The organism is Demequina capsici, assembly GCF_032102965.1.
Lineage (GTDB): Bacteria > Actinomycetota > Actinomycetes > Actinomycetales > Demequinaceae > Demequina > Demequina capsici.
Genome location: NZ_CP134880.1, coordinates 638,394 through 651,624, shown reverse-complemented (window position 1 = coordinate 651,624; position 13,231 = coordinate 638,394). Strand labels below are relative to the sequence as shown.

13 protein-coding genes are annotated in these 13,231 nt (G+C 70.5%); 6 read left to right on the top strand and 7 right to left on the bottom strand.

What is annotated here, in order from left to right:
* Positions 1 to 25: 25 nt before the first annotated feature.
* Positions 26 to 367 carry a DUF952 domain-containing protein gene (locus tag RN607_RS03150; RefSeq protein ID WP_313544276.1) on the top strand — a complete coding sequence of 114 codons (342 nt, stop codon included), beginning with the start codon at positions 26 to 28 and terminating at the stop codon, positions 365 to 367.
* A gap of 3 nt (positions 368 to 370) precedes the next feature.
* On the opposite strand, the gene RN607_RS03145 is transcribed toward RN607_RS03150, so the two are convergent.
* Entirely contained in the window at positions 371 to 1,384 is a 1,014-nt protein-coding gene (locus tag RN607_RS03145) for an EamA family transporter (RefSeq protein ID WP_313544274.1), read from the bottom strand.
* A 38-nt stretch (positions 1,385 to 1,422) separates the two neighbouring features.
* On the opposite strand from RN607_RS03145, the gene RN607_RS03140 reads away from it, so the two are divergent.
* Complete coding sequence (locus RN607_RS03140) at positions 1,423 to 1,962, top strand: CGNR zinc finger domain-containing protein (protein WP_313544272.1); 540 nt, start codon at positions 1,423 to 1,425, stop codon at positions 1,960 to 1,962.
* A gap of 13 nt (positions 1,963 to 1,975) precedes the next feature.
* On the opposite strand, the gene RN607_RS03135 is transcribed toward RN607_RS03140, so the two are convergent.
* The gene (locus RN607_RS03135; protein WP_313544271.1) at positions 1,976 to 3,406 is read right to left on the bottom strand and encodes a helix-turn-helix domain-containing protein; all 1,431 of its coding nucleotides are present in this window, start codon (positions 3,404 to 3,406) and stop codon (positions 1,976 to 1,978) included.
* A 118-nt stretch (positions 3,407 to 3,524) separates the two neighbouring features.
* Here RN607_RS03135 and RN607_RS03130 point away from each other — a divergent pair, with 118 nt between their 5' ends.
* Entirely contained in the window at positions 3,525 to 5,387 is a 1,863-nt protein-coding gene (locus tag RN607_RS03130) for a phosphoenolpyruvate carboxykinase (GTP) (protein ID WP_313544269.1), read from the top strand.
* 82 nt (positions 5,388 to 5,469) lie between these two features.
* Here RN607_RS03130 and RN607_RS03125 read toward each other — a convergent pair whose 3' ends face one another.
* Positions 5,470 to 6,249 carry an SDR family NAD(P)-dependent oxidoreductase gene (locus RN607_RS03125; protein WP_313544268.1) on the bottom strand — a complete coding sequence of 260 codons (780 nt, stop codon included), beginning with the start codon at positions 6,247 to 6,249 and terminating at the stop codon, positions 5,470 to 5,472.
* Between the two features lie 123 nt (positions 6,250 to 6,372).
* Here RN607_RS03125 and RN607_RS03120 point away from each other — a divergent pair, with 123 nt between their 5' ends.
* The gene (locus tag RN607_RS03120; protein ID WP_313544267.1) at positions 6,373 to 7,224 is read left to right on the top strand and encodes a helix-turn-helix transcriptional regulator; all 852 of its coding nucleotides are present in this window, start codon (positions 6,373 to 6,375) and stop codon (positions 7,222 to 7,224) included.
* Here the strand turns inward: RN607_RS03120 and RN607_RS03115 are convergent.
* A complete protein-coding gene (locus RN607_RS03115; protein ID WP_313544264.1) occupies positions 7,221 to 7,442 on the bottom strand; it encodes a hypothetical protein in 222 nt (73 codons plus the stop codon). The two genes, RN607_RS03120 and RN607_RS03115, sit on opposite strands and share 4 nt — an antisense overlap.
* An 89-nt stretch (positions 7,443 to 7,531) precedes the next feature.
* On the opposite strand from RN607_RS03115, the gene RN607_RS03110 reads away from it, so the two are divergent.
* The gene (locus RN607_RS03110) at positions 7,532 to 8,212 is read left to right on the top strand and encodes a DNA alkylation repair protein (protein WP_313544262.1); all 681 of its coding nucleotides are present in this window, start codon (positions 7,532 to 7,534) and stop codon (positions 8,210 to 8,212) included.
* Positions 8,213 to 8,219: 7 nt separating this feature from the next.
* Here RN607_RS03110 and RN607_RS03105 read toward each other — a convergent pair whose 3' ends face one another.
* Complete coding sequence (locus RN607_RS03105) at positions 8,220 to 8,633, bottom strand: VOC family protein (protein ID WP_313544260.1); 414 nt, start codon at positions 8,631 to 8,633, stop codon at positions 8,220 to 8,222.
* Positions 8,634 to 8,682: 49 nt separating this feature from the next.
* Positions 8,683 to 9,801, bottom strand: coding sequence for a VanZ family protein (locus RN607_RS03100; protein WP_313544259.1), 1,119 nt, complete (start codon positions 9,799 to 9,801; stop codon positions 8,683 to 8,685).
* A gap of 99 nt (positions 9,802 to 9,900) precedes the next feature.
* Between RN607_RS03100 and RN607_RS03095 the strand changes: the two genes are divergently transcribed.
* The gene (locus RN607_RS03095; RefSeq protein WP_313544258.1) at positions 9,901 to 10,839 is read left to right on the top strand and encodes a pseudouridine synthase; all 939 of its coding nucleotides are present in this window, start codon (positions 9,901 to 9,903) and stop codon (positions 10,837 to 10,839) included.
* Here the strand turns inward: RN607_RS03095 and RN607_RS03090 are convergent.
* The gene (locus RN607_RS03090) at positions 10,833 to 13,229 is read right to left on the bottom strand and encodes an FG-GAP repeat protein (protein WP_313544257.1); all 2,397 of its coding nucleotides are present in this window, start codon (positions 13,227 to 13,229) and stop codon (positions 10,833 to 10,835) included. The genes RN607_RS03095 and RN607_RS03090 overlap by 7 nt on opposite strands.
* Positions 13,230 to 13,231: the final 2 nt, after the last annotated feature.

The window sequence follows — 13,231 nt, the reverse complement described above, 5'->3', positions numbered from 1 at the left end:
GCCCGCGCATGGGACGCTTGGCGGCATGGAGATCGTGCACCTTGCCCTGGCGACGGACTGGGACGCGGCCGTAGCCGCCGGGGAGTACCGGATCTCAGGCCGTGGGATGACCCTCGAGGGCGAGGGCTTCATCCATTGCTCGACGTGGCTGCAGCTGCCGCGCACCGCCAAGCGCTTCTATGCGGATCTCACGGAGCCCCTGGTCGCGCTGGTGATGGACGAGGACGTGGTCCGCGCTGCGGGCACCGAGGTCCGGTACGAGGGCGACGTGGACCTGTTCCCGCACATCTACGGCCCGATCGATCCAGCCTGGGTGACGCCGAGGCGGGCGAGCATCGACAAGGGCTGGCTGTCCGTCGAGCGGTAGCGCTCAGGCGGCGACGACGGTCGGCGGCTCCACCGTGGGCGGCATGGTCGGCGGCACGGCGAGGACCGGAGCGTCGGCGACCGCCACGTCGTCCTTCTCCCCCAGCTTCACGACGATCACTCCGAGCAGCACGAGGGCGGCGCCGGCGAACTGCGTCGCGCCGGGCGTCTGACCCAGCAGGAACCAGGCGAGCAGGGTGGCGGCCACGACCTCGAACAGGCCGACGAACGAGGCGAGCCGGGCGCCGAGCCGTCGAGTGGCGGCGATGCCGGTGACGTAGGAGACGCCACCGGTGATCACTCCGAGCGCCGCGAGCACCGCCCAGACGGGCGCGTCGAACGGCACGAAGTGGACGGTGCCTGCCACGAACGTCACGGGGAGGATGCCGAGCGCGGCGACCACGATGAGCCCGACGAGCGCGACCGCGAGGCCTCCTGCGGCGAGGGTGATCGGGGGCAGCCCTGTGCGATCGTCGCCGGAGATGAGGAAGTACACGGCGGCGCCGACCATGGCGCCGAGCGCCCACGCGACGCCCGTGGTGGACAGCGGGCCGCCGCCGATCACGTCCAGCAGGAGGACCAGGCCTACCGCGGCGAAGCCCGCGCCGACGAAGGTGGCGCGTGCAGGGCGGTGGCCGTGGCGCAGCCAGAGCCATGCGACGACGACGACGGGCGACAGGTACTCGATGAGAAGCGCGACGCTGACGTCCAAGGTGCCGACCGCCATGAAGTAGCACAGCTGTGCTCCGACGACGGCGAACAGGCCGTAGGTGACGATGGTGCCCGCGCCGCGTCGCAGCAGGGACCAGTCGCCACGGAGGGCCATGAGGCCGGGGATCAGCAGCGCGAGGGCGGCGATGGCGACTCGTGCGAGCGTGGCCGCACCTGCGGTCCAGCCGAGGTCGAGGAGGCCGCGCGCGAGGCTTCCGGACAGGCCGAACGAGCCTGCCGACACGAGCGCGATGCCGATGCCGGAGGTGAGACGCCCCGCAGGTGCGTCATGAGTCAAAGTCGCCATGGCACCTGACACTAGACGTCGGATGGTAATGTGTCAACATGGCTTTCACCGATGACACCGCGATGGCGCTCGAATCGGGCGTACGCCTGTCCAACACGGAACTCGAGCCCGACACGCTCACCACGCTCGACCAGCTCCTCACGTTCTTCCGCGAGTACGGATACACGGGACCCGAGCCCACCCAGAAGGACCTCGACGAGGTTCGCGCGATCCGCACGCCGCTCCGAAGGCTCTTCACCGCCAGCCGCGACGAGGCCGTGCCACTGGTCAACGCGATCCTGGAAGACGCGAAGGCCGTCCCCCAGTTGGTGCGCCACGGGGACTCGGACTGGCACATCCACGCGGTCGCCGACGACAGGCCCTTCACCGAGAGGGTGCTCGTCGAGACCGCCATGGGCATGATCGACGTGATCCGCGAGGACGAGATGCGCCGCTTCGACCGCTGCGCCATGGATGACTGCGAAGGCGTCGTGTTCGACCTGTCCCGCAACCGCTCCCGCAAATACTGCTCGGTCACGTGCACCAACCGCGCCGCCCAGGCTGCCTTCCGCGCGCGCCAGGCGGCCGACGGCGAGTAGCCCGAGCGGCCGTTCAGTCGTCGACGTGCGACGCGAGGAACTCGTACAGCTCGCGATCGTCGACGCCGGGGTACGTGCCGTGCGGCAGCGGCGAGAACGTGTGCGTGTGCACCCGCGCGCTCGCCCACGCACGTCCGCCCCAGCGGGTGGCGAGATCCGCGTCCGGCGCCCGGCAGCAGCTGAGGTCCGGGCAGGTGGACGTGGCGCGCTGGACGGTCTCGCGCCCGCGGAACCACTTGGACTCGGCGTAGGGCACGCCGAGCGTGATCGAGTACTCCCCCGGCGCCCCTGCGCCGGTCTGCGTCGCCTCGAAGAAGGTGCCGGCCGGAGTGTCCGTGTACTGGTAGTACTCGGTGGTGCGCGTCGTCCTGGTGAACGCCTCCCTGGCGCTCCAATGGCGGCACACGATCTCGCCCTCGGTGGACCCCGTGACGTCCACCGGCAGCGGCAGCCCGTCATTCTCGTACGCCTTCTCCACCGCGCCGTCGCCGGTCACGCGCAGGAAGTGGAGACGGATGCCCAGATGCGAGGTGGCGAGATTCGTGAACCGCAGGGCGGCGGCCTCATGGGTGACGCCGAACGCATCCCTGAAGTCCTCGATCGCGATGCGCCGCTCCTGCTTCGCGCGCTGGAGGAAGTCGACGGACACGTCGCGAGGCATGAGGCACGCCGCCGCGTAGTAGCTCGCCTCGAGCCGCTGGCTCAGGAACTCCGCGTAGTCCCGCGGCGGCCTGTGCTCGAGCACCACATGCGCCATCGCCTGGAGCGCGAGCGAGCGCAGCCCGTGACCGCCAGGGATGGAGGCAGGCGGGATGTAGATGCGACCGCGCTCAGGATCGAGCACGGAGCGCGCCGAATGCGGCAGGTCGTCCACATGGACGATCGTGAGCCCGAGCCGCTCGGCCATCTCCGCGACCGACCGATGGGTGAGGGCTCCGGCCCTGTGACCCACCGCGGCGACCGCGTCCGCGGCGAGCAGCTCGATCTCCGGAAGGTAGTTGTCGCGCTCGCGCATCCGGCGCCGCTGCCGGGTGTTGGCGCGCCGGGCCTCCTCCGGCGTGGCGACCGCCTGGCGTGCGCGCCTGTCGAGCTCGCGGTGCATGCCGACGAGCGTGCGCAGGGTCTCGTCGGACATCGCCCGTGTGGGCCGAAGGTCGGGCAGCCCGAGCTCACGGTAGGCGGGGCTCGCCTGCGCCCGTTCCAGCTCGATCTCGAGCCCTGCGCGCTCGTCCGGGGGCGACTCGTCCAGGAGGTCCTGCACCGTGACGCCCAACCTGGCAGCAAGGTCCGCGAGCTGGGAGAGCCGGGGCTCGCGTCGGCCGTTCTCCATGAGCGACAGCTGGCTGGTGGCGACGCCGACGTCAGCACCCAGCTGCTCGAGCGTGAGCCCGGCCGCGGTGCGGAAGTGCCGGATGCGCCGCCCAAGCGTGGAGAGATCGGCCATGAATTCACTCTAACGGAAGATCTGGCGAATATTCGTCGACAGAACACCCGTGATTGGCCACCAGGAGCCCTAGCGTCGGTGATATGAGGAAAATCTTGCCCACGTTCAAGGAGGAACGATGACCGTCACCCCTCAGCGCACCAGCGCCGCGCTCTCCGCGCCCCCGAAGGCCGACGCGAAGGTCATCGCCTGGGTCCAGGAGATGGCCGACCTCACCCGACCCAACCGTGTGGTGTGGTGCGACGGCTCCGAGGCCGAGCTCCACGGCCTCATGAACAAGCTCGTAGGCACCGGCACCGCGATCAAGCTGGACCCGAAGAAGCGTCCCGACAGCTACCTGGTGCGCTCCGACCCGTCGGACGTGGCGCGCGTCGAATCCCGCACCTTCATCTGCTCCGAGCGCGAGGAGGACGCCGGCCCCACGAACAACTGGGCCGAGCCCACGAGAATGCGCCGCACGCTCACCGACCTGTTCCGCGGCTCCATGGAGGGCCGCACCATGTATGTGGTCCCGTTCTCGATGGGACCGGTCGGCAGCCCCATGGCACGCCTGGGGGTCCAGGTCACGGACTCCCCGTACGTGGTGGCCTCCATGCGCACCATGACCCGCATGGGCGACGCCGCGCTCGCGCAGATCGGCCCTGACACCGCATGGGTGCCCGCCGCGCACACCGTCGGCGCCCCGCTCGCCCGCGGACAGGCGGACGTGGCCTGGCCGTGCAATGAGACCAAGTACATCTGCCACTTCCCTGAGGACCGGGAGATCTGGTCGTACGGCTCCGCGTACGGCGGCAACGCGATCCTTCCGAAGAAGGCGTTCGCGCTGCGGATCGCGTCCGTCCAGGCGCGCGACGAGGGCTGGCTGGCGGAGCACATGCTGCTCCTCAAGGTCACCAACCCGCGAGGGCGGGTGTTCCACGTGGCCGCCGCGTTCCCGTCGGCCTGCGGCAAGACGAACTTCGCGATGCTCGCGCCCACCCTGCCGGGCTGGAACGTCGAGACCATCGGCGACGACATCGCATGGATCGCGCCCGGGCCCGACGGACGGCTCCGCGCGATCAACCCCGAGGCAGGCTTCTTCGGCGTCGCGCCGGGCACGGGGCTCTCCACCAATCGCACGGCGGTGGAGACGATGTGGGGCAACACCGTCTTCACGAACGTCGCGCTCACAGACGACGGCGACGTCTGGTGGGAGGGACTGACCGACGAGGCACCCGCCCACCTCACCGACTGGACCGGCGCGTCATGGACGCCCGACTCCGGACGCAAGGCCGCACACCCGAACGCACGGTTCACGGTCGCCGCGGCGCAGTGCCCCACGATCTCCGACGACTGGGAGGACCCCGCGGGCGTGGTCCTGGACGCCATCATCTTCGGCGGCCGACGCGCCACCAACGTCCCCCTGGTCGCCCAGTCCCGCTCATGGGAGCACGGCGTCTTCATGGGCGCCACCATCTCCTCCGAGCAGACGGCGGCCGCCGAGGGCACCGTCGGAGAGCTGCGTCGCGACCCGTTCGCCATGCTCCCCTTCTGCGGCTACCACATGGCCGACTACTGGCAGCACTGGCTCGACGTGGGCAAGGCGGTGACCGACGCCGGCGCCACCCCGCCCGCGATCTTCCAGGTCAACTGGTTCCGCAAGGACGCCGACGGCAGGTTCCTGTGGCCGGGGTTCGGGGAGAACATCCGCGTGCTCGACTGGATCCTCGGCCGGCTCGAGGGCCGCGCCGACGGCGTCGACTCCCCCGTGGGCATCCTGCCCGCGCCGTGGGCGATCAACCTGGACGGCGCAGGCGTGACCCCCGACCAGTGGGCCGAGCTGCTGCGGGTGGACCCGAGGTCGCACCTGGTCGAATCGGATGACGCGGCACGTTACCTCGAGACCTTCGGGGCGAAGGTGCCCGAGGCCATCCGGCGCGAGCTGCACACGCTGCGCGACCGCCTCAGGGGCAGGCTCGCGAACGGAAGCCTCGCGGCGTAGTCCTGGGTTCGATCCACGCCGCGGAGGACGATGCCGGCACCTTCCTTGAGGGGTGCCGGCATCGTCATGCCTCCAGGCGCCGCTAGAGCCGGTAGCCGCCCGACGCCTCGATCCGCTGCGCCGTGACCCAGGCCGCGCCGGGCTCCACGAGCGTCGCGATCACTCCCGCGATGTCCGAGGCGACCGAGGAGCGGCCGAGCGCGGTGGCGTCCGCGAACACCTTGCGCTGCGTGTCGTCCCCCACCCAGCCGGAGAACTGCGTCTCCACGGGCCCCGGCGCCACCGTGTTGACACGGATGCCGCGCGGGCCGAGCTCCTGCGCCCAGTAGCCCGTGAGGACGCCGACCGCACCCTTCATGGCCGCATACGCGTCGCGCCCCACGTGCACGAAGCGCGTGAGTCCCGTGCCCAGGTTCACGATGCTCCCGCCGTCCGCGAGCAGCGGGTCGCCCTCGGCCGGTGTGGCGAGGGCCTGCGTCAGCAGGTAGACGCCCCTGACATGCGTGGCGAACAGCTCGTCGAGCACCTGCACGCCGGTGGTTCCGAGGGTGGTGGTCGCGCCCATGCCGCCGTTGTTGACCAGCGCATCGATCGTGGTGGCGCCCCACGTCTCGTGAAGTGCGGCGCGCAGCGCGGCGACGAACGGCTCGATCGCCGCCGCGTCGGCGATGTCGAGCTGGAGCGCGACGGCCCTGCGACCCTCCGCCTCGACGACGCGTACCGCCTCCGCCGCCTCGTCGGCGTGGCTGCGGTACGTGAGGACGATGTCGTGGCCCCGCCTGGCGAGCTCCTCGACGGTCGCGCGGCCGATGCCGCGGTTGGCGCCCGTGACCAGGGCGATGGGGCTGGTGATGCCGCTCATGAGAGCCTCCTTGATTCGGTGACGGTTCCACCCTGCGCCGGTCGCCATGCGCGGAGAAGAGGGACCTCACCCTGGGGTCGACGCCCCTACCCTCGCGTTCAGGGCGCCGCGCATACTTGACGCATGGACCTTCCCGAGCTCGGCGCCTTCCTCCGCTCCCGGAGGGATCGCATCACGCCGGAGCAGGTGGGCATCGTCCCCGGGCCTCGCAGGCGGGTGCCGGGACTGAGGCGTGACGAGGTCGCGGTGCTGGCGGGCGCCTCCGTCGAGTACTACATCGAGCTGGAGCAGGGCTCCAAGGTGCAGCCGTCACCGCAGATGCTCGCCGCGCTGTCACGCGCGCTCCGGCTCACCGGCGACGAGCGGAACCACCTGTACCGCCTCGCAGGCCGACCCGTGCCTGCACGCACGGGCGACACGCACGTGGAACCCGCGATGCTCGCGCTGCTGGACCGCCTGGACGACACGCCGGCCCTGATCGTGTCCGATCTCGCCGAGTCCCTGGTCGCCAACGACATGGCGCGCGCGCTGCTCGGCGAGCGGAGAGGGCTCACGTGGCCACGCACCAGCCAGGTCTACCGCTGGTTCGTCGAGGACGAGAGCCGCGGCATCCACCCGCCGGAGGACCACGCCCGGCTGTCCGAGTCGCTGGTGGCGGACCTCAGGCTCGCCGCCGGGCGGCGGGCGCCCGACGACGCGCGCCTGCGTGAGCTGGTGGAGCTGTGCACCGCGGCGTCGGATGAGTTCACACGGCTCTGGGAGGAGCGGACCGTCAAGCTCCGTCGCGTGGACGCCAAGGTCTTCCTGCACCCCAGCATCGGCACGCTCGACCTGCTCTGCCACAACCTGCACACCGACGACGGATCCCAGCACCTGCTGTGGTTCACCGCACGGGAGGGCACCGACAGCGGGGAGAGGCTCGCTCTGCTGCGCGTGGTGGGCGCCCAGTCGATGACCGCGGGCGACGCGCGCTAGCCGCACTCCCGCCTCGCCACCAGGTACAACGGCAGGAAGCCGATCATCAGCACGACGCACAAGACGAGCCACTGCAGGGGTGTCTCGATGCTGAACGTGCCGATCCGAGCGACGACCTGACGGGGGGTCCCCGCGCGACTCGATGCATCCACATAGACCCACACGACGAGCGCGGCCACGATCAGCACCGGGACGGCGATCAGCAGCGGGTCAGGCATGACCCGATCGTCCCACGAGGCGGCCGCCCGCACGTGGTCGGCCACGGGAACGTAGGCTTGCACCCACGATCCACGTCGGGGAGGACGGCATGACGGACACGATCGCGACCACGGTGGACGCGCTGCTCGCCGAGCTCGGCACGATGACAGACGCCAAGATGCAGGCGGTCAACGAGCGGCACGGAGACGACCACACGGTGAACCTCACCAAGCTGCGCGGCGTGGCGAAGAGGGTGGGCGCGAACCAGGAGCTCGCGCACGCGCTGTGGGCCACGGGCGACACCGACGCGAGGCTGCTCGCGCTGCTCGTATGCCGCCCGAAGGCGTTCAGCGAAGACGAGCTCGACACGATGATGCGAGAGGGACGCCGCCCCAAGATCCAGGACTGGCTGATCAACTACGTGGTCAAGAAGAGTCCTCACGTCGAGGCGCTGCGCACGGCCTGGTTCGAGGACGCGGATCCGTGGATCGCTGCAGCGGGTTGGGCGCTGACCGCGGATCGCGTCGCCAAGCGGCCCGACGGCCTGGACAAGGACGCGTTGCTCGATCAGGTGGAACGCGAGATGAAGGCGGCGCCGTCGCGACTGCAGTGGGAGATGAACTCGACCCTCGCGCAGATCGGCATCACGGACGCGCCGCGCAGGCCACGCGCGCTCGAGATCGGCGAACGCCTCGAGGTGCTGAAGGACTACCCGACGCCACCGAACTGCACGTCGCCCTATGCGCCGCTGTGGATCGCGGAGATGGTGCGACGCCAGCAAGGCGCCTGACGCACCGTCACAGGACCGAACGGCCGACCGGTCCAGGGTTGTAGGCGATCTCCCACAGGAACCCGTCGGGGTCGCCGACGTATCCCGACCGGCCTCCCCAGTCACGCGTGACCGGTGCACCCACGAGGGTGGCACCCGCGGCCACCGCAAGCGCGACCACCCGGTCGACGTCGTCCGGTTCGGGCACGTTGTGCGCAAGCGTGAAGGGCGGGGCGCCCTCGCTGCGGGCCACCGGCCCGATCTCCTCGCGCGCCGAGGCCTCGGACCAGAGGGACAGGACGACGCGGTCGGCCACCCTGATCATGAGCACCTCCCCCGGCGCGTCGAGTGCCACCGGCCAGCCGAGCCCGTCCACGTAGAACGCGCGACTCGCCTCAAGGTCACGCACGACAAGGGTCACGAACGAGAGTCTCGGGTCCATGGCGTCGACACTACGACGGCACCCTGACAGGCGCGTCCGGCACGGAGTCTCAGGCGAACGTCTGCTCGTACGAGCCTCGCGCATCGACAGTGGTCGCCCCCGTTGCGGCATCCTGCAGCCCGCCGCGCGGGTCCAGCGCCGTCCAGAGGAGCACCACCGCGATCCACGCGTACGAGACCAGCCACAGCGCGCTGCCCAGCGCGCCGTCGTCCGCACACGCGCCCGCGATCGCCATGAGCGCGGCATACACGCCGAGCGCAAGCGCCGGCCGCAACGCGGCCTTGAGCCTCCGGACGCGTACGGGAACCGGCCACGCGGGTCGCAGCCACAGCATCCGTTCGCCTGGGGTGGCCCCTGTGCCGCGCAACGTGGGGACCACGACCACCACGGCCGCAAGCACGGGCGCGAGCTCATGCCCCGACCACAGGGAACCGTCCAGCGCCTCCGCCTTCAGCCCGCGCACGATCACGGGCGCGAGCGCCAGCGCGACGAGCCACAGCAGCGCCAGATCGAGGAGCATCGCCGCAGCCCGCCGCAGCCCGGTCACAGGGCGCGGGGCCAGCCGCAGCCGGGCCAGATCACGCGCCCTGGGCATCCAGAACAGGAACGTCGGCGCCAGCACGGCCCCGAGCAGCGTGCCGAGCGTGTTCGCGATCAGGTCGTCGATGTCGGCCACGCGGTACTGGCACCCGATCAACGTCCAGCCGCCCGCGAACTGGAGCGTCTCGATCATGAACGAGCCGAACGCACCCGACAGCACCGCGAGCGCGAAGGGCATGTGGAAGTAGCGACGCGCCAGCAGACCCCACGGGATGAACAGGACGACGTTCATGACCACCTGCAGGACCGTGAAGGTGGTGAGCGCGCCGACGACGCCGTGCAGCTCGATCTGGCGACGGATCTCGGCGATCGAGTGGAACGCATGGATCTCGATCTCGCCGTCGTGGTTCTTTGCGCACCACGAAGACGCCCCCGGCGTAGGGAGAAGCGTGTACGCGACCAGTGCCACCGCGTAGATGGACACCGCCGCCGATCCCGCCGCCCGGGGGATGCTCAGCCCGCCGTAGGCACGCACCTGGTACAGCAGCAGCGGAGCCAGGAACAGCGCCCACAGCGCACCGCCCGCGACGACCGCAGCGAACGCAGGCGAGGCCCAGGTGGCGAACATGGCACCTATTCAACCCGAGAGCGCCGGCGGCGCGCGCCACGGCCCCGGCATCCGTACCATGCTGCTCGTGCACGCCACCCGCTCGGTCGAGCCCCGCTGATGCCTCCCCGCTCGCCGTTGCCGCAGCGCCACGGGCTCGACGCCGCATGGGTGCGCACGCCCGACCCGTCGCCGGACGGCTCGCTCGCGTGGGCGACGATGGCACAGTTCCTGCTCGAGCGGCTGCCCGCCGCCGCGGAGGTGCAGCGACGCCTCGCCGCGGGAGAGTTCGTGGACCAGCACGGGCGTCCGTGGACCGGCCAGGAGCCATACCGGCCTCGGGCCTTCGTATGGTTCCACCGACCGCTCGCTCCGGAGACGCCCGTACCGTTCCCCATCGAGGTCCTGGACCGGACCGACAATCTGGTGGTGGTCGACAAGCCCCCTTTCATGGCGACGACGCCTCGCGGAGCGCATGTCCAGGAGACCGCGCTGGTGAAGCTCCGCGTGGCGCTCGACCTCCCGGAGCTCGCGCCCGCGCATCGGCTCGACCGCCTCACGGCCGGGGTGCTCGTGCTCACGACGCATCGCGCCTGCCGAGGTGCCTACGCGGGCGTGTTCCAGTCGCGCCGGGTGGTCAAGGAGTACGAGGCGATCGCGCCCTTCGACGCCACGCGCCGATTCCCTCTTCGCCTGGTCGGCCGCATCGAGAAGCGGCGCGGGAGCCTCCAGGCGTCGCTCGTGCCGGGCGAGCCGAACGCTGAGACCGTCGTCGAGCTGCTCGAGGTCCGCGGCGACCATGCCCGGTACAGGCTCACGCCGGTCACCGGCAAGACGCACCAGCTGCGCCTGCAGATGGCCGACCTCGGCCTGCCTCTCGTCGGCGACACGCTGTACCCCGACATCCTCGACGCCGACCCGGCGGACTTCTCCGAGCCGCTACGGCTCGTCGCCCGCCGGCTGCGCTTCACCGACCCCCTGGACGGCGTGGAGCGTGACTACACGAGCAACCGTGCGTTGAAGTGGCCGGAATCGACCGACCAGCCGCATCGTCAATAGAGGAAGACTCCTCCGAAGGCGCTGGCGACCGGGTTGCCTGGGCCGAAGCTCACTCCGGTGGAGTCGCTCTGATCCACCAGCGCGCCGACTGCAAGCGTGCCGTCGTAGGCCAGCGAGATGGCACGCTGGTAGTAGGACTGGCTGGCGCCCTTGACGTAGGCCTTCTGCGACCAGGTGCCGTCGTCGGACCGCGTGAAGACGTACGCCGCTCCACCGTCGTCGTTGTTCGTGGCACCTGGCAGATCGTTGTTGTCTGGCCCGTTGAGCCCGGTGGAGCCTCCGGCCTCATAGGTGGCGGTGACCGCCAACGTCGAGCCGTCCTTGGTGAGATCGAGCTTCGCACCGAAGTAGTCCAACGGCTCGCCGTTGCTCGCCTCGAGCACGGCCTGCTGCATCCAGACGCCGCCGTCCTTGGTGAAGATGTAGGCCTTGCCTGCGTAGCCGTTCTGGTAGGCGGCGCCCACGGCCAGAGTGCTGCCATCGCCGTCGAGCGCGACGCCGGAGCCGAAGCCGCCGTTCGAGTCCAGGCCGGTGGCCTGCAGCTTGGTCTGCCGGGTCCAGCTGCCGCCGTCGTTGTCGTAGAGGTAGACGTAGCCCAGACCCTCGCCCTCGCTGCCGACCGCCAGCGTGCTGCCGTCGTCCGCCATGGAGAGCGACGCGCCGTAGCCCCAGTCGCTGGTGTCACCGGTGAGCTGCGCGAGCTCGCTCCAGATGCCACCGGATTCGCCGAACACATACACGGTCCTGGCTCCCGTCGCGCTCACCGCCAGGTTCTTGCCGTCCGCGGACAGACCGAGGTTCCAGCCGAAGTAGTCGGTGCTCGTGATGCCGGTCGGGTGCAGCGTCGTGATGAGCGTCCACACGTCGCCGCTGCGCTGGTAGATGTGAGCCCGCGCATAGCCGCCGACCACGAGCACGGTGCCGTCCGCGTTCAATGCGGTGCCGAAGCCGAACCCGGTGCTCGACGTGACGGGGAACAGCTGCTCCTGCTCCCGCCACGTCCCGTCGTCGTCCTTCACGAAGACGGTGGCGGAGCCCTTGTAGGAGTTCGTCGCGTACGCGCCCACGACCATCGTCCTGCCGTCACCGGACAGCGCGACCGAGATTCCGAAGTAGTCGTACGACGCCGGGCTCGACTCGCGGAAATGACCCGCGGCCTCCACGAGCGTGTCGGAGACGGTCATCGTGTCCGACTGGACGCAGCCGTCGGCGTTGCAGGCCGTCACCTGGTACTGGGCGTTGATGCGGTTGTACAGCACCACGTCCGTCAGGTCGAAGCTGGTCGCGTCGATGTGGTCGGCGATCAGGCTGAGGCCCGAGGCACCGTCCGGGTCCTCGTAGAGCTGGTAGTAGTCGGCGCCGCCGACCGCCGCCCAGGTGAACGAGAAGGCCTTCAAGCCGTAGCTCAGGGCCGGCACCGGTGCCGAGAGGCAGGTCACGGCAACCGACGTCACGGCGGCGCCGTCGACGGTGCCGCTGCCATCGGTGACCGTGCAGCGCCCGCCCGCCGGCTGCGTCTTCACGGTGATGTCGTAGCGCGAGCCGTCCTCGATCGTGGTGGCGAACGTGAACGGCCCGTCGGTGCTCACCGTCAGCGTGTCCGTGCCGTCGTTGAGCAGCACCAGGGTGCCGTCGAGTCCGGAGACGGAGCCGCCGACGCCGTAGCGCGCCACCGGGACGGCAGAGCCATCGTCGCCCGGGTCGGACGCACCGCCCTCGTCACTGACATGCCGCACGCTGGTGCCGCCCTTAGCGATCGACGCTCCGGTGGTGGAGGTCGTCGGGTTGCCGACGCAGGTCACCTGGACTGTGGTCACGTCCGCTCCGTCGATCGCGCCGCGGCCGCCGTCGACCGTGCAGACCTGCCCCGCGGGCTCCTCCTTGACCGTCACATGGAAGCGATCGCCGTCCTCCAGGGTCTCGGCGAAGGCGAAGGTGCCGTCGGCTTCGACGATCGCGTCGTCCCCTCCGTTGTTCTGGAGCACGAGCGTTCCACCGAGACCGGACACGGTGCCGCCGAGGGTGTGCTCCGCGGCCCCGTCGGTCACGCACTGGACGGCGACGTCGGTGACGTCAGCGCCCTGGATGGTCCCCTGGGCGTTGTCCACCGTGCACGTCTGACCCTCGGGGGCGCTGAGCACGGTGACAGAGAAGGCGCCGCCTTCATCGAGGGCGGTCGCGAAGTCGAAGTCGCCGTCGGCGGTGAGGCTCAGGTCGTCGCCCAGGTTGTTCTGGAGCACCAGCGAGCCAGTGATCCCCGAGGCGCTGCCGCCCACGCTGTACGAGGCCGCCGCGCTGGCCGCTGCCGCGCCGCTCTCTGCGGTGCCGCCGTCGGCACCGCTGCGGAGAGCCCACCAGAGACCCAATGCGATCACCAGCAGGGCGCTCACAG

Coding starts and splice junctions, on each gene's coding strand:
- RN607_RS03150 (WP_313544276.1), top strand. CDS start 26: ATGGAGATCGTGCACCTTGCCCTGGCGACGGACTGGGACGCGGCCGTA.
- RN607_RS03145 (WP_313544274.1), bottom strand. CDS start 1,384: ATGGCGACTTTGACTCATGACGCACCTGCGGGGCGTCTCACCTCCGGC.
- RN607_RS03140 (WP_313544272.1), top strand. CDS start 1,423: ATGGCTTTCACCGATGACACCGCGATGGCGCTCGAATCGGGCGTACGC.
- RN607_RS03135 (WP_313544271.1), bottom strand. CDS start 3,406: ATGGCCGATCTCTCCACGCTTGGGCGGCGCATCCGGCACTTCCGCACC.
- RN607_RS03130 (WP_313544269.1), top strand. CDS start 3,525: ATGACCGTCACCCCTCAGCGCACCAGCGCCGCGCTCTCCGCGCCCCCG.
- RN607_RS03125 (WP_313544268.1), bottom strand. CDS start 6,249: ATGAGCGGCATCACCAGCCCCATCGCCCTGGTCACGGGCGCCAACCGC.
- RN607_RS03120 (WP_313544267.1), top strand. CDS start 6,373: ATGGACCTTCCCGAGCTCGGCGCCTTCCTCCGCTCCCGGAGGGATCGC.
- RN607_RS03115 (WP_313544264.1), bottom strand. CDS start 7,442: ATGCCTGACCCGCTGCTGATCGCCGTCCCGGTGCTGATCGTGGCCGCG.
- RN607_RS03110 (WP_313544262.1), top strand. CDS start 7,532: ATGACGGACACGATCGCGACCACGGTGGACGCGCTGCTCGCCGAGCTC.
- RN607_RS03105 (WP_313544260.1), bottom strand. CDS start 8,633: ATGGACCCGAGACTCTCGTTCGTGACCCTTGTCGTGCGTGACCTTGAG.
- RN607_RS03100 (WP_313544259.1), bottom strand. CDS start 9,801: ATGTTCGCCACCTGGGCCTCGCCTGCGTTCGCTGCGGTCGTCGCGGGC.
- RN607_RS03095 (WP_313544258.1), top strand. CDS start 9,901: ATGCCTCCCCGCTCGCCGTTGCCGCAGCGCCACGGGCTCGACGCCGCA.